The sequence below is a fragment of the Nitrospirillum guanabarense genome, assembly GCF_034653355.1.
Taxonomy (GTDB): domain Bacteria; phylum Pseudomonadota; class Alphaproteobacteria; order Azospirillales; family Azospirillaceae; genus Nitrospirillum.
The window spans coordinates 385553-402381 of record NZ_JAYEER010000003.1; the positions used below are offsets into that span (position 1 = coordinate 385553).

10 protein-coding genes and 2 tRNA genes are annotated in these 16829 nt (G+C 66.3%); 1 reads left to right on the top strand and 11 read right to left on the bottom strand.

From position 1 onward, the window contains the following. Positions 1-122: 122 nt before the first annotated feature. The 7 genes from UAA55_RS11080 to UAA55_RS11110 all read right to left on the bottom strand — a co-directional run bounded on the left by UAA55_RS11080 (position 123) and on the right by UAA55_RS11110 (position 7549). Positions 123-197: transfer RNA gene (locus UAA55_RS11080), tRNA-Val, on the bottom strand. Between the two features lie 323 nt (positions 198-520). Further along, positions 521-793, bottom strand: a complete 273-nt coding sequence (locus tag UAA55_RS11085) for an HU family DNA-binding protein (protein WP_004274300.1) — start codon at positions 791-793, stop codon at positions 521-523. A gap of 159 nt (positions 794-952) precedes the next feature. After that, the gene (gene lon / locus UAA55_RS11090; RefSeq protein WP_322952777.1) at positions 953-3361 is read right to left on the bottom strand and encodes an endopeptidase La; all 2409 of its coding nucleotides are present in this window, start codon (positions 3359-3361) and stop codon (positions 953-955) included. 358 nt (positions 3362-3719) lie between these two features. Then, the gene (gene clpX / locus UAA55_RS11095) at positions 3720-4985 is read right to left on the bottom strand and encodes an ATP-dependent Clp protease ATP-binding subunit ClpX (RefSeq protein WP_322952778.1); all 1266 of its coding nucleotides are present in this window, start codon (positions 4983-4985) and stop codon (positions 3720-3722) included. Positions 4986-5251: 266 nt separating this feature from the next. Continuing rightward, positions 5252-5887, bottom strand: coding sequence for an ATP-dependent Clp endopeptidase proteolytic subunit ClpP (gene clpP, locus UAA55_RS11100; RefSeq protein ID WP_322952779.1), 636 nt, complete (start codon positions 5885-5887; stop codon positions 5252-5254). 131 nt (positions 5888-6018) lie between these two features. Continuing rightward, a complete protein-coding gene (gene tig / locus UAA55_RS11105) occupies positions 6019-7356 on the bottom strand; it encodes a trigger factor (protein ID WP_322952780.1) in 1338 nt (445 codons plus the stop codon). Positions 7357-7464: 108 nt separating this feature from the next. Then, positions 7465-7549, bottom strand: a tRNA-Leu gene (locus tag UAA55_RS11110). A gap of 442 nt (positions 7550-7991) precedes the next feature. Between UAA55_RS11110 and UAA55_RS11115 the strand changes: the two genes are divergently transcribed. Further along, positions 7992-8588 carry a GNAT family N-acetyltransferase gene (locus tag UAA55_RS11115; RefSeq protein WP_322952781.1) on the top strand — a complete coding sequence of 199 codons (597 nt, stop codon included), beginning with the start codon at positions 7992-7994 and terminating at the stop codon, positions 8586-8588. A gap of 53 nt (positions 8589-8641) precedes the next feature. Here UAA55_RS11115 and UAA55_RS11120 read toward each other — a convergent pair whose 3' ends face one another. The 4 genes from UAA55_RS11120 to UAA55_RS11135 all read right to left on the bottom strand — a co-directional run bounded on the left by UAA55_RS11120 (position 8642) and on the right by UAA55_RS11135 (position 16392). Next, positions 8642-11017, bottom strand: coding sequence for a transketolase (locus UAA55_RS11120; protein WP_322952782.1), 2376 nt, complete (start codon positions 11015-11017; stop codon positions 8642-8644). 171 nt (positions 11018-11188) lie between these two features. Next, a complete protein-coding gene (locus tag UAA55_RS11125; RefSeq protein WP_322952783.1) occupies positions 11189-13081 on the bottom strand; it encodes a hybrid sensor histidine kinase/response regulator in 1893 nt (630 codons plus the stop codon). Positions 13082-13312: 231 nt separating this feature from the next. Next, positions 13313-15655 carry a TonB-dependent receptor gene (locus UAA55_RS11130; protein WP_322952784.1) on the bottom strand — a complete coding sequence of 781 codons (2343 nt, stop codon included), beginning with the start codon at positions 15653-15655 and terminating at the stop codon, positions 13313-13315. A 485-nt stretch (positions 15656-16140) separates the two neighbouring features. Further along, positions 16141-16392: a hypothetical protein gene (locus UAA55_RS11135; protein WP_322952785.1), complete on the bottom strand. Its 252-nt coding sequence runs from the start codon at positions 16390-16392 to the stop codon at positions 16141-16143. Positions 16393-16829: the final 437 nt, after the last annotated feature.

The following is a 16829-nucleotide window of genomic DNA, read 5'->3' on the forward strand; positions in this document are numbered from 1 at the left end:
GTGACAATCCGGGGCCAAACGACGTAGCGGCACCTGCCTTCGACCCGTTCGGCCCGAGGTTGTTGCCCCTGTCTTAGGAACAGGTCTGTTCTTCATGTGTCCGGGTCCGGATACGGGGCGGATGGTGGGCGGTGAGGGATTTGAACCCCCGGCCCGATGCGTGTAAAGCACCTGCTCTACCCCTGAGCTAACCGCCCATCGCGCCCGACCGGCCCCACCGTCAAGCGGGTCGCCGGGACATGAGGCTTTAGCCGCCCGCGATCCGTTTGGGAACCCCTTTTGCGACAGCGGGCCCGGAAAATAAATAATGCCCTGGCAACAAAAAAGACGGGAACACCCATCGGCGTCCCGTCTTTTATAAGCACTGGGCTCGGGACTGCGGCCGGCTGCAGCCGGTGTCCCCCGAACGCCACCGCCACCCCGTGGGGTGGCGTGCCTGAACATCCGGCATCGGGGGCAGGGCCGCGGGCTGCGGCGACCGGCCCCCCAAGACCGGCGTAAAAACGGCGTTGGGCCGTTCTTAGTTCAGCGCGTCCTTCAGGCCCTTGCCGGGCTTGAACTTCGGCTGCTTGCTGGCGGCGATGGAGATCGCCTCACCGGTGCGCGGGTTGCGGCCTTCCGAAGCGGCGCGCTCGGCCACGGCGAAAGTGCCGAAACCAACCAGGCGAACCTCGTCGCCCTTCTTGAGGGCTTCGGTGATGCCCTCGAACACCGCATCGACCGCCTTGTTCGCATCAGCCTTGGACAGCTCCGCACTCGCGGCGACGGCGGCAACGAGATCGTTCTTATTCACTTAAGGCCCCCCTTCTTGAAGCAGGATCTGATCTTGGATTTCGTCCCGGTCGCGGGGCACGCGCCGGGATTGGGATTCGGTTCGGACGTACGGCCCCGGGGTTATCCGCCCCGGGGCCGTCGCGTCAGGCCTTCAATTCACACGATTTCTGTTCGTACTTCAATGCCGAATCACGTCGTCCTTACCGTCTTCTGCGGCTTTCGCGGCAACGGGCTCAACGACTTCCGGCTCCGACCACTCGATCGGCACCAGCGGCTGCACCAGCGCGTTGGCCAGCACCTCATCCGCCGTCGACACCGGGATGATGGTCAGGCCACGCTTGACGTTGTCCGGAATGTCGGCGAGGTCCTTCTCATTATCCTTTGGAATCAACACGGTCTTGATGCCGCCGCGCAAAGCCGCCAGCAATTTCTCCTTCAGGCCGCCGATGGGCAGGACCCGGCCGCGCAGGGTGATTTCGCCGGTCATGGCGACGTCCTTGCGCACGGGAATGCCCGTCAGCACCGACACGATGGAGGTCGTCATCGCGACGCCGGCGGACGGACCGTCCTTAGGCGTAGCTCCTTCGGGCACGTGGACGTGGATGTCCTTGCGCTCGAAAAGCGTCGGTTTGATGCCGAACTGGGCGGAGCGGGACTTCACGAAGCTCTCGGCGGCCTGCACCAATTCCTTCATGACATCGCCCAGCTTGCCCGTGGTGGTGACACGGCCCTTGCCGCGCAGCATCACCGCCTCGATGGTCAGCAGCTCACCGCCCACCTCGGTCCAGGCCAAGCCGGTGGTGCAGCCCACCAGATCCTCCTTTTCCGCCTCGCCATAGTGGAACCGGCGCACGCCGGCATACTTGTCGAGGTTGCGACGGGTGATCGACACCTTGTCGACCCCCTTCATCAGGATCTCCTTGATGGCCTTGCGGGCCAGGTTGGCGATCTCACGCTCCAGGCTGCGCACGCCGGCTTCCCGGGTGTAGTAGCGGATGAGGTCGCGCAACGCGTCGTCGGAGATGGTGAATTCGCCCGCCTTCAGGCCGTGCGACTTCAGCTCCTTGTCGATCAGGTGGCCGCGGGTGATCTCGATCTTCTCGTCCTCGGTGTAGCCTGACAGCCGGATCACCTCCATGCGGTCCAGCAGGGGCTGGGGCATGCGCAGGGTGTTGGCCGTGCAGACGAACATCACGTCGGAGAGGTCGTAGTCCACCTCGAGGTAGTGATCGTTGAAGGTGCCGTTCTGCTCGGGATCCAGGACCTCCAGCAGGGCGGAGGACGGATCGCCCCGCCAATCGGCGCCCAGCTTGTCGATTTCGTCCAGCAGGAACAGCGGATTCGACGACTTCGCCTTCTTCATGCCCTGGATGACCTTGCCGGGCATGGAGCCGATGTAGGTGCGGCGGTGGCCGCGCACCTCGGCCTCATCCCGCACGCCGCCCAGCGACACGCGGACGAAGTTGCGGCCGGTGGCCTTGGCGATGGACTTGCCGAGAGAGGTCTTGCCCACGCCGGGCGGGCCGACGAGGCATAGGATGGGCCCCTTCACCTTGTCCATGCGCTGCTGCACGGCCAGGTACTCCAGGATACGCTCCTTGACCTTCTCCAGACCATAGTGATCGGCATCCAGGATGGCCTCGGCCCCCTTGATGTCCTTCTTCACCTTGGTGCGCTTCTTCCACGGAATGGACAGCATCCAGTCCAGGTAGTTGCGCACCACCGTCGCCTCGGCGGACATGGGGCTCATGGTCCGCAGCTTCTTGACCTCGGCCAGCGCCTTTTCCCGGGCTTCCTTGCTGAAGCGGGTCTTGGCGATGCGCTCCTCGAGTTCGGCGACCTCGTCCTTGCCATCCTCGGACTCGCCGAGTTCCTTCTGGATGGCCTTCATCTGCTCGTTCAGATAGTACTCGCGCTGGGTCTTCTCCATCTGCCGCTTGACGCGGTTGCGGATGCGCTTTTCCACCTGCAGCACGCCGATCTCGCCTTCCATGAAGGCGTAGACCTTTTCCAGCCGCTCACCGACCGTCGCCGCTTCCAGAAGCTGCTGCTTCTCCGGAATCTTCAGCGCCAGGTGGGAGGCGATGGTGTCGGCCAGCTTGCCCGGCTCCTCGATCTGGTTGACCGAGACCAGCACCTCCGGCGGGATCTTCTTGTTCAGCTTGATGTACTGTTCGAACTGGGCCACCGCGGCGCGGGCCAGGGCCTCCGCCTCCTGCGCTTCGCCCGTCTTTTCCTCGATGGGCTCGGCGTAGGCCTGGAAGAAGTCCTCATTGCGCTCGAAACTGACGATGCGCGCGCGCTGCCCGCCTTCGACCAGCACCTTCACCGTCCCGTCGGGCAGCTTCAGCAACTGCAGCACGGTGCCGATGGTGCCGACGGAATAGATGTCGTCGGGCGTGGGATCGTCCTGGGCGGCGTTCTTCTGGGTGACCAGCAGGATCTGCTTGTCATCCTTCATCACGTCTTCCAGCGCGCGCACCGACTTTTCGCGCCCCACGAACAGGGGCACGATCATGTGCGGGAACACCACGATGTCGCGCAGGGGGAGGACCGGGTAAAGGGTTCCTCGGGTGGCTTCCAACATAGATCTGACCTTCCACTCAGAATCTCAGCGGCCAGCCCGTAATGGGCCTGGCCCGCCATCCACCAGCCGCCCCGTCATGGGCACGGCGTCGGGAGGTCGCCCTGGTAACGTGGCACACCGATCCACCCCCTTCAAGGGCTTGAACCCGACGAAATCCGCGCTACGGAAGGGGTGGGCGACGGGAAAATCGCGCTTTTGCAAGCATGTGCGCCGGCATTTGGCCCCCGAGCACCTCCAAGTGCCTGGATTCCGGGACAATTATGCCGTGAAGGCAAAATAAAACCCGGGAACCCCCTTGATCAGGGACTTCCCGGGTCTCAGAACTATCCGAACTGGCTATCGCGGATGTACGGGGCCGTCAGGCGACGGGTGCTGCCTCCGCCTTGCGGTCGGCGTAGATGTACAGCGGCTGGGCGCGGCCCTCGACCACTTCGCCATTGATGACGATCTCATCCACGCCCTGCAGGCCCGGCAGATCGAACATCAACTCCAGCAGGATGGATTCCATGATGGAGCGCAGGCCACGGGCGCCGGTCTTGCGCTGGATGGCCTTGTTGGCGATGGACTTCAGGGCCTCCTCGGCGAAGGACAGCTTCACGTCCTCCATCTCGAACAGGCGCTGATACTGCTTCACCAGCGCGTTCTTGGGCTTGGTCAGGATCTCGATCAGCGCCTCCTCGTCCAGGTCGTTCAGCGTCGCCACCACCGGCAGACGGCCGACGAATTCCGGGATGAGGCCGAACTTCAGCAGATCCTCGGGCTCCACCTCGCGCAGCACGTCGCCGGTGCGGCGGTCGTCCGGACCCTTCACATCGGCGCCGAAGCCGATGGACGTGCCCTTGCCGCGGGCGGCGATGATCTTTTCCAGGCCGGCGAAGGCGCCGCCGCAGATGAACAGGATGTTGGTCGTGTCCACCTGCAGGAATTCCTGCTGCGGATGCTTGCGCCCGCCCTGCGGCGGCACGGAGGCGACGGTGCCTTCCATGATCTTCAGCAAGGCCTGCTGCACGCCCTCGCCCGACACGTCGCGGGTGATGGAGGGGTTGTCGGACTTGCGGCTGATCTTGTCGACCTCGTCGATATAGACGATGCCGCGCTGCGCCCGCTCGACATTGTAGTCGGCGGCCTGCAGCAGCTTCAGGATGATGTTCTCCACGTCCTCGCCCACGTAACCCGCTTCGGTCAGCGTGGTGGCATCGGCCATGGTGAAGGGGACGTCGATGATGCGGGCCAGCGTCTGGGCCAACAGGGTCTTGCCGCAGCCCGTGGGGCCGATCAGCAGGATGTTGGACTTCGCCAGTTCGACGTCGCTGTGCTTGGTGCCGTGTGCCAGCCGCTTGTAGTGGTTGTGCACGGCGACGGAGAGCACGCGCTTGGCGTGGCTCTGCCCGATGACGTAATCATCCAGCACCGCGCAGATGTCGCGCGGGGTGGGAACGCCGTCGCGGGACTTCACCAGCGTCGTCTTGTTCTCTTCGCGGATGATGTCCATGCACAATTCCACGCATTCATCGCAGATGAACACCGTGGGGCCGGCAATGAGCTTCCGCACCTCGTGCTGGCTCTTCCCGCAGAAGGAGCAGTAGAGGGTATTCTTCGAATCGCTGCCGGTCGACTTGGTCATAAAAGCTCCGTACATCACCGGGACAGTCACCCGGAGCCATCACGATGACGGAACCGGGGCCCGATCCTCCCGGGATCGGCCGGCGGACAAGGGGATGAAACACCGCTCACCCGCCACTGCCCACCCATTCAACACCACGGAACGCTGGGCTTTCAACCCCCCGTGTGTCTCTTCGTGTCCGAACACCCATACCGGGGTATCCCGGTGGGGGCGTTCCGGCGGAAGGTTAATCCCGCCGGAGCCCGGACGCTAAACCATTACGGCCGTCAAGCCGCCTGGGCGGTACCGCCGGCGCCGGGACGGCTGGCGATGACGTCGTCGATCAGACCGAACGCCTTGGCCTCGTCCGCGGTCATGAAGTTGTCACGCTCCATCGCCCGCTCGATCTTGTCGATCGGCTGGCCGGTGTGGCGCACGTAGATTTCATTGAGACGGTGCCGGATCTTCAGGATCTCGCGCGCCTGGATTTCGATGTCCGCCGCCTGGCCCTGGGCGCCGCCCGAGGGCTGGTGGATCATGATGCGGCTGTTGGGCAGCGAGAAGCGCCGGCCCTCGGCGCCGCCGGCCAGCAGCAGCGAGCCCATGGAGGCCGCCTGGCCGATACACAGGGTCGCCACCGGGCAGCGGATGTACTGCATGGTGTCGTAGATCGCCAAGCCCGAGGTGACGATGCCGCCCGGCGAATTGATGTAGAAGGAGATTTCCTTCGTGGGGTTTTCCGCTTCCAGGAACAGAAGCTGGGCGCAGATCAGGCTGGACACCGCGTCGTTCACACCACCGACGAGGAAGATGATCCGTTCCTTCAACAGGCGCGAATAGATGTCGTAAGCGCGCTCACCCCGATTGGTCTGCTCGACCACCATGGGGACCAGCGTGTTCATCTGCGGCTCAAAGTCGATCATGCCTGCTCCAGCGCTGCGTCCGACCCGGGGGCCATCCCCGGGCCCGTTGCCGGTCCGGGGGAGGGACGATCCCTCCCCCATTCCGTTTGAATACCGAGGCCCGTCAGAAACCGAAGACGGGAGACGCGACCTTAGGCCGCCTCTTCCTCATCGGGATCCTGCATCAGCTCTTCAGCCGACACGGACTTCTCCGTCACCTTAACCTGTCCCAGGATGAAGTCGACAACCTTGTCTTCAAAAACCGGGGCCCGCAGGCTTTCCACCGCCTGGGGGTTGTTCTTGAAGAAGTCGAAAACCTCACGCTCCTGGCCCGGGTAACGCCGCACCTCGGCCAGCACGGCCTGGTTCAGCTCTTCCCTCGCCACCGTTATATTGTTCTTCTGACCGATCTCGGAAAGGACCAGGCCCAAACGAACACGACGGACGGCGATGTCGCGGTACTCCTTCCGGAGTTCCTCCTCGTCCTTGCCGGCGTCCTCGCCCGCGTCGCCGGCCTTCAGCTCGTCCTGCAGGCGCTTCCAGATCTGGTCGAACTCGATGTCGACCATGCCCTGCGGCACCTCGAAGCTATGCAGCTCGGCCAGTTGGTCCAACAGGGCGCGCTTGGCGCGCAGGCGGCTCATGACGGTGTAGTCACCGCCCAGGCGCTCACGGATGACGGTCTTCAGCGCGGCCAGGTCATCGAAGCCCAAGCCCTTGGCGAACTCGTCGTCGATGGTCGCCTCGACCGCCTGCTTCACTTCCTTCACGTCCACCTCGAACACGGCGGCCTTACCGGCCAGCTCGGCGGCGTGGTAGCCCTCGGGGAAGGTGACATTGACGGTGCGGTGGTCACCGGCGCGCGTACCCTCCAGCTGTTCTTCGAAGGTGTCGATGAAGCTGCCGGAGCCCAGCTCCAGCTCATGGCCCTCGCCCTTCATGCCCGGGCGCTTCTCACCGTCGACGGAACCATCGAAGTCGATGACGACGATGTCGCCCTTGGCGGCCGGACGGTCTTCGGTCAGGGGCGCGGAGGTCTTGCGGCCGGCGGCAATGCGGCCCACGGCCTCGTCGACCTGCTCGTCGGTGATCTCGACCACCGGCTTCTCGATGGCCACACCGCCGAGATCGGCGGGCTCGAATTCCGGCAGCACCTCGTAGGCCAGCTTGAACTCCAGGTCGCTGGCGCCTTCGACCTCGAACTTCACGATCTCGACCTTGGGCTGCAGGGCGGGACGCAGGCTGTGCTGCTCGACCACCTTGGCGGCGCTGTCGGACATGGCCTTGTCCAGCACCTCACCCATCACCGACTGCCCATAGCGCTGCTTCAGCACAGACATCGGCACCTTGCCCGGGCGGAAGCCCGGCATGCGCACGGTCTTGCCAATTTCCTTCAACTGGGCGTCCACGCGGCCGGCCACGTCGGCGGCGGGGATGACGACCGTGTATTCGCGGCGCAGGCCTTCGGTGCTGGTCTCGGTGATGTTCATGGGACTATTCGAACCTGTCTCTTTGATCGGCCCCGGATGCCGGCGTTCCCGGCCCCTGGGTGCCCGGGGCCGGACGGACCACGGGCGGTTGGGTTGATATCTCGTGCTTGGTGCGGGCGAAGGGACTCGAACCCCCACGACTTTCGTCACCGGAACCTAAATCCGGCGCGTCTACCAGTTCCGCCACGCCCGCGGCCAAACCCGGCTCCAGGATCACTTGGGCGCCCGGTCCCAACGACCCGCCCCGCCGGCGCCGACGGCGCCAATAGGGAACAGGCATGGGAATAGCGCCCGGACCCTTCCAGGCGCCGTCCGATCTATAGCACCCGCGCACCCGCGTAAATAGGAATCTAGGCCAGGGGTGGGGCCTATCAAAGGGCTGAGCGCCGCGCACCCCGCCCCCCGAACCAGGCCGACGGCGGCGGCCCTTTCAGGCGTCCCGGACGAATCACCCCGCGAAGCCGGCTTCCGGGGGCAACGCAGTGCTTGTTATGCTGCTTCATCCGCCCCATCCGCAGCAGCCGAGGTTTCCCGCCGCATGACCGCCGCCGCCACGACCGCCGCGTCGCCGACGCCCCTCACCCCCGATCTGCCCCGCCCCGCCCTGACCGCCGACCGGCTGCCCGGCCGGACCGGTGGATCTGGAACGGCTGGACCTGGACCGGCACGCCTCCGGCCTGTGGCGGGCCATTGGCCAGCATGCGGCCCTGTGGGACCATATCCCCGGCGGTCCCTTCGCCGAGCCCGACATCTTCACGCAGTGGCTGCGGGACCGCATTCCCAGGCCTGGCCAGACCATCTACGTCGTGATGGACAAGACCGGCGCGAAACCGACGCCAGCGGGCGTGCTGATCCTGCTCAACGCCAACCCGGACATGGGCACGGTGGAGATGGGCCTGGTGTACGGCGCCGCCCTCAGCCGCAAGGTGACGGGGACGGAAGGCGTGTTCCTGCTGATCGACTACGCGCTGGGGCAGTCGGGCTACCGCCGGCTGGAATGGCGCTGCGGCCCGCCCAACGTCGCCTCCATCAAGGCCGCCCTGCGCTACGGCTTCACCCATGAGGGCCTGCTGCGCCAGACCCTGTGGCTGAAGGGCCGCAACTGGGACAGCAACGTCTTTTCCATTCTGGATGCGGAATGGCCCGCGCGCCGCCAGCGTCTGGCGGCCTGGTTGGTGCCCGGGAATTTCACGAGCGACGGGACCCAAATCAAGGCGCTCGGGGAGTTTTGAGGGAGCGGGAGCCACCGGCGGCAGGCTTCAGACCGGTGGCTCCTGTATCCCACCTACCCCAACAGCGCCTTGGCGCAGGCGTCCACGATGGCGTCGGCGTCCAAGCCTTGGGCCTGGTACAGGTCGGGGATGTCGGCGGACTGGCCGAACTTTTCCACACCCAGGGCCGCCACCGCCTGCCCCCGCACCGAACCCAGCCAGGACAGGGTAGCCGGGTGGCCGTCGATGACCGTCACCAGCTTCGCGCCGGCCGGCAGGGCCGACAGCAGGCGATGGACATGGGCGTCCTGGCCACGTCCCGAGCGTTGCGCCGCCGTCCAGCCGGCATGCAGCCGGTCGGGCGAGGTCACCGCCAGCAGGCCGGCGCCGGGACAGTCCTCCAGCACCTGGGCGTGGGCCTCCAGCGCCTCGGGCGCCAGGGCGCCGCAGTAGACGATGGCGAATTCCGCGTCCGGCGCCGGGGGGCGCAGCCAGTAGCCGCCGGCGATGACCGCATCCCGGTCCAAACCCTGGTCCCGTTTCGGCTGGTCCACCTGGCGGGTGGTCAGGCGCAGATAGAGCGAGCCGCCGTCCGGCCGCTGCATGTGATCGAAGCCCCAGGCCATGATGGCCGCCAGCTCGTCCACATAAGCGGGCTCATAGCTGGAGACGTTGGGCAGGCCCATGCCGATCAGCGGCGTGGCGATGGACTGGTGGGCTCCGCCCTCCGGCGCCAGGGTGACACCCGAGGGGGTGGCCACCACCATGAAGCGGGCGTCCTGGTAGGCCGCGTAGTTCATGGCGTCCAGGCCGCGCTTGATGAAGGGATCGTACAGGGTGCCGATGGGCAGCAGCCGGGCGCCGAACAGGTCGTGGCTGAGGCCCAGGGCCGCCAGCATGAGGAACAGGTTGTGCTCGGCGATGCCCAACTCGATGTGCTGGCCGGCGGGGGCGCCGTGCCAGCGCTGGGCGGACACCACCTTCTGTTCCCGGAAGATGTCCTGCGTCTCATGCCTCGCGAACAGGCCGCGCCGGTTCACCCAGGGCCCGAGGTTGGTGGAGACGGTCACGTCGGGGGAGGTGGTGATGATGCGGGCGGCCAGGTCATCGTCACCCTTGGCGATCTCACCCAAAATCTTGCCGAAGCCCTCCTGCGTTGACATGCGGGCGCCCAGGTCCACCGCCAGGGTGGGGGGCACCGGGATGGCGGCGCCCTTCAAGCGGCGGCTTCCCTTCTTTCCACCATCTGGGCCCGGACCGGTTCCTTGCGCGAACGGCACGCTGTCCAGGAAGGCGTCCAGCGCCGCCGGGTCGACGTCCAGCCCGGCGTGTCGATCCCATTCCTGGCCGTCCTTCAGCCCGCAGGCGGCCTTGAAGGCGGCCATCTGGTCCGGGTTCATCAGGCCGGAATGGTTGTCCTTGTGCCCCTGGAAGGGCAAGCCCCGGCCCTTGACCGTGTAGGCGATGAAACAGGCCGGGCGGTCGTCGGTGGTGCCGTGGAAGGTTTCCAGCAGGGTGGGCAGGTCATGGCCCGCCAGATTGGTCATGAGGATGCCCAGGGCCGCGTCGTCATGGGCGTCCAGGATGTGACGGATGCCGCGGGTGTCGCCCAAATCATGGGTCAGCGCCTCGCGCCAGGCGGCCCCGCCCTTGAAAGTCAGGGCGGAGTAGAGCTGGTTGGGGCAGGTGTCGATCCACTGGCGCAGGGCGTCGCCGCCCTCCTGCGCGAACGCGGCCTCCAGCTTCTTGCCGTACTTCAGGATCTGCACGTTCCAGTCCAGGGAGCGGAACATGCCCTCGATGGGCACCCACAGCCGATCCGACACCACGCTGTCCAGGCTCTGGCGGTTATAGTCGATGATCCACCAGGTGTTGCGCAGGTCGTGCTTCCAGCCCTCCAGCATGGCTTCGAAGACGTTGCCCTCGTCCATCTCGGCATCGCCCACCAGGGCGACCATGCGGCCCTCCGGCTGGTCCGACAGGCCCTTCAGGCGCACATAGTCCTGCACCAGGGAGGCGAAGGCGGTCACCGCCACGCCCAGGCCGACCGAGCCGGTGGAGAAATCCACGTCGTCGGTGTCCTTGGTGCGCGAGGGATAGCTCTGCGCCCCGCCCAGGGCGCGGAAACGCTCCAGCTTCTCCCGCGTCTGGCGGCCCAGCATGTACTGGATGGCGTGGAAGACGGGGCTGGCGTGCGGCTTCACCGCCACCCGGTCCTGCGGCCGCAGCACGTCGAAATACAGCGCCGTCATGATGCTGGCCAGCGAGGCGCTGGAGGCCTGGTGGCCCCCCACCTTCAGCCCGTCGCGCGAGGGTCGGATGTGGTTGGCGTTGTGGATGGTCCAGGCCGACAGCCAGAGCACCTTGCGCTCCAGCGCCTCCAGCAGGCGGATCTTGTCGGGGTGGGTGGCCCGTGCGGTGAGGGCGGCGGTGGGGGCGGCGTCGGGCATACCGTGGTTTCTTCCCTATGGCGGGCGCCCGCGGCCGCGGGGGACGCGGGCGCCCAATCGTTGCCCAGGGTTATAGCCCCGGCCGCGCCGGGCCTGAAGTCCGGTATTTAAAAATTTGCCCCTTGAAAGTTTTTACGCCGCGCCGGGCGACCTTGCGCCACCGGGCGGCGCTCAGGCGTCCAGTGCCCCCGCTTCCCCATTCCCGCCATCCTCCAGCCCGCGCAGCACCTCCTCGATGGCGGCGCGCAGCACCTCGGGTAGATAGGGCTTGTGAATCAGGGCGCAGCCGGTGGCCGACGCCTCCTGGATGCGGGCGGGATCGGTGTCGCCGGTGACGATGATGCCGGGCAGATGGCGCCGCACCTCGTTACCCAGGCGGGCCACCAACTGCACGCCGTTCAAGGGGCCGGGCAGGCGGAAGTCGCTGATCACCAGGCCGGGCAGGCGCACGGCGTCGCGGATGGTGGCCAGGGCGTCGTCCGACCCGGCGGCGGTGATGACGCGATAGCCCCAGCTTTCGATGATGGCGCCCAGGGCCATGCGTTGCAGGGCGTCATCCTCCACCGCCAGGATGGTACGGGGGTCGCTCTCGCGCTGGGCCGGGCGCTGGCCGTCGCGGGGAAAGGGCAGCGGGCCGTCCTTGGCGACGGGCGCCACCGCCACGGCCGGGGCCGCCGGCACGCAGGGAACCAGGATGGAGAAGACGGAACCGCGGCCGAGGGTCGAGCGCACGGTGACGCTGGTGCCCAGCAGGCGGGCCATGCGGCGGACGATACCCAGCCCCAGACCCAGACCTTTGGTCCGGTCCCGCTCGGGATTGTTCAGCTGGACGAAATCCTCGAACACCGTGTCCAGCTGGTCGGACGCGATGCCCATGCCGGTGTCCCATACCTGGACCAGCATGGACCGGCCCCGGCGGCGGGTGGAGACCAGGACGCGCCCGCCCCGGCCGGTGTAGCGGACGGCATTGCTCAGAAGGTTGCGCAGGATGCACTTCAACAGGACGGGGTCGGTGTCCGCCTCCTCCAGCGCCGCCTGCGGGCCGGTCTTGGCGCCAGGGCGCAGCCGGATGTCCACCCCGGCCTTCTCGGCATCGCCCCGGATGGCGCTGACCAAGCCGGCCATCGCCGCCTCAAGCCCGAAGCGCTGGGGGTTGACCGTGACCATGCCGGCGTCCAGCACCGACACGTCCAGCAGGGCGCGCAGCAGCTCCTCCCCCGCCGACAGCGCCTCGCCCATGCCGCCGATGAGCTTGCGGTCCAGGGCGTTGGCCAGGCCATTACCGGGCGCGGCGCTGGAAACAGCGCCACCGCCTGCGGCCGTGGTGGCCACGGTGGCGCGGCCGTTGGCCGCCCGCTCGCTCAGCATGTTGTGGTAGAGCCGCATGGTCTGCAGCGGCTGGCGCAGGTCGTGGCTGATGGCCGCCAGGAAGACGGACTTGGCGCGGTTGGCCTTCTCCGCCTCTTCCGCCCGCGCCTGGCTTTCAGCCAAGGCGGCGCGCAGGGACTCATAGAGCTGGACGTTGGTCAGGGCCACGGCGGTGGAATGGGCCACCGCCTGCAGCAGCGCCACCTCCTCCGCCTTGGGCTCCCGCGCCGTCGCCCAATAGGCGCCAATGGCGGCCACCGGCTCGTCTGTGCGCACCGGCACCATCACCAGGCTTTTCACGAAGGTGGGGCGGTAAGCGTCGTGGGGGATGCGGTCGTCCCGATAGATGTCAGGGATGACCGCCGGCCTGCGGTTCAGCATGACCCAGCCGGAGATACAGGTGGACAGGGGGAAGCGCCTGCCCTTCCACAGCGGGCCGATGGCATCCTCATCCGCGTAGTGGCACAGGTCGCCGTCGCGCAGGACGAAGGTGACGCCGTCGGCACCGCTGAGCGCGCGGGCCGCCATGCGCACCACCACCATGACGCTGGGCACGTCACGGCAGAAGGACAGGGCCTGGACCAAGTCCACCAGATCGCCGACGGGGCCGTTGAAGGTGACGGGAGGGAAGGTGACGGGAAGAGAGGGCGCGGCCGGGCCGGGCGCCCGCCGCGCCGGAACCGCCTCCAAGGGCATCGCGTCTTTCCATCCCATGCCGACCGTCCCTGACACGCCTTTGGGGGCATACCGGTATGGCGAAACGCCACCGGGCCGGGCCACCGGTGAGAGCGGCCAGAGTGGACGATATGGGGGATTTCGCCAACTATTCCAGGCCATTCCCCAGGGGCTACCACCTCAGGTTAAGGGGAAGGCCGGGGCGGCGGAACCGCCCCAGGCCCTTGGGAACCGCGCCCCCATGGCCAGGACTCAAAAGCTGACCTTGCCCCGGACGCCGAAGGTGCGCGGCGGACGGATGTTGGTGTAGGCGATGCCAGGCTTGAACATGTCCTGGTTGCCGCCGGTGAAGATCACCGCGTCCTCGACGTTGTTGACATAACCCGTGGCCGACCAGCCGCCCGAGGCCGCTGTGTAGGTCAGGCTGATGTTGGTGGTGGTGTAGCCGCCCTGGTACTCGGCCGCGATGAAGTCCATGCCCCAGTAGTAGCCGGAGGAGAATTGGCTATCGATGTTGGCGGCCAGCACCGCGCCGTCGGCCAAGTCGAAGTCATGCTCATAGCCCAGCGTTCCCGTCCACTTCGGGGCCCGGATCAGGCCCCGGCCGGAGCAGTCGACCATGCGGCCCGCCACGCCGGAGCGCACGGCGCTGGCCCCGATCTTACAGGTGGTGTTGAAGGGCAGGCTGCCGCCATTCAGCCAAGAGAAGAAACTGAAGCTGTCGTAGATGCTGTCCAGGTATTCCACATCCGCCGAGATCATGTCGCGCGGCGTCAGCTTGTATTTGGTGCTGACATCGAAGCCCTTGATGGTGGCGTCGCCGGCGTTGACGGTGATGCGGCCGGTGTTGCCCACGCCGTTGTCAACGACGGGCCCGAACAGGGTTTCCTGGTGGTTCTTGTACTTCCAATAGAAGGCCTCCAGGTTCAGCTGCAGCCGGTCATCGAAGAAGCGGTTCTTCGACCCCAGTTCGAAGGCCGTCAGCTTTTCCGGCGCGTAGCGATCGTAGGGCGCGTCGGACAGGATGTAGCCGCCCGACTTGAAGCCGGTGGAGGCCGTGAAATAGACCATGGACTTCGGGTTCAGGTCATACTGGAAACCGGCCTTCCAGTTGAACGCGTAGTAGGTCGTGGCGCCGATGTGCTCGGCCGGCGTCAGGCCCGCCAACGGATCGTTGCCGTTCAGCGTGAAGGAGGGGAGGCTCACGTTGCCGGGGAAGCCCGTGTAATCCACCGCGTGCTGGGACTTGTCCTCGATGGTGTAGCGCAGGCCGCCGATCAGGCGGAAGCTCTCCGTCACCGGCGCGGTGACGTCGCCGAAAGCGGCGTAGCTGCGGGTCTTCAGTTCGGGGAAATTGGCGTAAGTCAGGTTCACCAGCTGATTGACCCGGAAGTGGCTCTTGTCGTCCTCGTCAAAGAAGTAGAGGCCGGCCACCCATTTCAGCCAGCTGTCATCCTCCGATGACAGCCGCGCCTCGACGCTAGAGGTCAGGGTGTGGTCGGTCACGGCGTCGGAAAAGCCGGGGACCCAGGTGTAGTAGTCGTCCATAAGGTAACGGACGGCGGGAATGAAGGTCAGGTTGGCGAAGCCCAGGTCGCGCTCGAAATCCACCGAGGCGCCCATGTTGCGGATGTTCTGCCAGCCGGTGTCCTGCACCGGCAGCTGCGGCGCGCCGTTCTGCGCCAGCTTGAAGGCGTTGGCCTGGGCGGTCGACGCCCCCATCCACGGGTCGCTGGAATTCAGCACCTTGCCGTTCTGGTTCAGCAGGATGGTGCCCGCCCCCTTGCCCCCCAGGTGGGAGTAATCGACGCTGGCGAGGATGGAGGTGACGTCGTCCGGCTTGGCCAGGACCTGGACGCGGGCCGCCTGGGTCTTGTCGTCGTCGTAGCCATCGGACAGGTAACCGGAGTGCGAGGACACCATGACGGAGCCGCGCACGGCGACCTTGTCGTTCAGCGGCACGTTCAGGGCGGCGTTGGCCTTGACCAGGTCATAGCTGCCGAACTCGATTCCCGCCTCGCCGCCGACGCCGTCCGTATCGGGCTTCCTGGTGATGACGTTGATGGCGCCGCCGCTGGCGTTGCGACCGTAGAGCGTGCCCTGGGGGCCCTTCAGCACCTCCACCCGATCGATGTCGAAGAAGAAGCCGTTGAAGCCCGCGGGCTTGGCGATATAGACGCCGTCCACGTTCATGGCGATGGCGGATTCCGCGTACTGGTCGGTGGCGAAGTTGCCCACGCCGCGCAGGTAGACGTCGGCGACCGCGCCGCCGTAGGAGATTTGCAGGCCCGCCACCTGCTTCTGCAGGTCGGCGACGTTGTTCATGCCCTGGCGCTCCAGCGCCTCCCCCGTCACGGCCGTCACGGCCACCGGCGCCGACTGCAGGCTCTCGCGCCGGCGCAACGCGGTGACCACGATCTCGTCAAGCGCCGCGCTTTCCTTGTCCCCGCCGGGAGACGACTGGGGGGCCGCCTGCTGGGCCTGGGCCGGCCGGGCGCCGGGCGCCACGGCCGCCAACGCCGCCAAGGCCAAGGCGGCGGCGCCACCCGCCAAGTGCCGGCGCGTGGATGGACTGGTCACGGAATTCCGCTTCATGAACTGTCTCCCTCCCTGGGCGTGTTTTTGGTGCCGCGGACGGTCGCAGACCGGTTCCGGGCCTTTATTTGCTTGAGGCCGGCCAATGCGGCCGTTGCCTTGGTGTTGGGTGATTGATGCCGATGCGGAAGCAGGCCGCCACGCACGGCCAAGGAACCGGCGCCGGCACGGGCCGCCCATTTTCAGACGTCACCCTGATACCGCCATCGCGGATGCCCTGATTACTTTGCGTCTGCGGCTTTATTTGTGCTCGTACACTGGTCGGCCAGCCACTGTTTTGATAGTTTCACTATCCGGGAGGGCGATGCGACCGTCAATCTGGTATTGGCGATATTGACTATCGGCGCGCTGGATAGAAATGCCGCGTCAATCGCGCCCATGGAAGAACGCCCAGCACCCTGGGATTGGGCGCCGGGTCGGGAACCAGGGTTTCAAGGGAAGCGAACCGGGGGACGCCGGCGGGCAGTTCCGCCGGACCGCCACCGTCAGCTGGCGACCCGTTCGTTGAACAGGCGACTGAAGCTTTCGGCCGACAGGGTGCGCTGGTCCGGGGCGCAGCTGCCTTCGGGCAGGTTGTTGCGGACCATGAAGCGCACGTGGGGAATGTGGAAACTGTCCGTGGTGATGGTCAGCACCTCCGCCGTTTCCGTCACGCTGCCGGAAACGATGCGACGATACTGCGCCCCGACCTGCAACGGATCGTCCAGGCGCGACCGGCGGAAAAGAGAGAAGCCCACACTCGCCCCCCTAATTAAAGCAGGCGCCCATGCCGCCACCCAATGACCAGGGCGTTTATTGGCACGGGTGCCAGACGTTCGGGATAAAGGCCCCGTCGCCTTGCCCCACCCCGCGATATTTTCACCGCCCCGGCCTTATCCCATAGCCCCCCAATACTTGAGAAGACTGGCCCACCCCACACCGGCCCAGATACGAACACCGAAAGCCGAATGGGGCGGGGGACGGATATTGCGCCGGTCAGTCACGCCCTTGGTCAGGGGTAAATGCCGCGAAGCAGTTTGAATTTATAGCCAGAGTATCCCATTGTTTTAGTATGGGCAATGCTTTTGGCGTATCGCGAATAGGGCATCCTAAATATTCCCGGCGAGGCGGGGCCGCGCCGTTGATCTGGCGGAAGGGAAAGGCCCAGTCCCCAATTCGATGCCACCGCCCATAT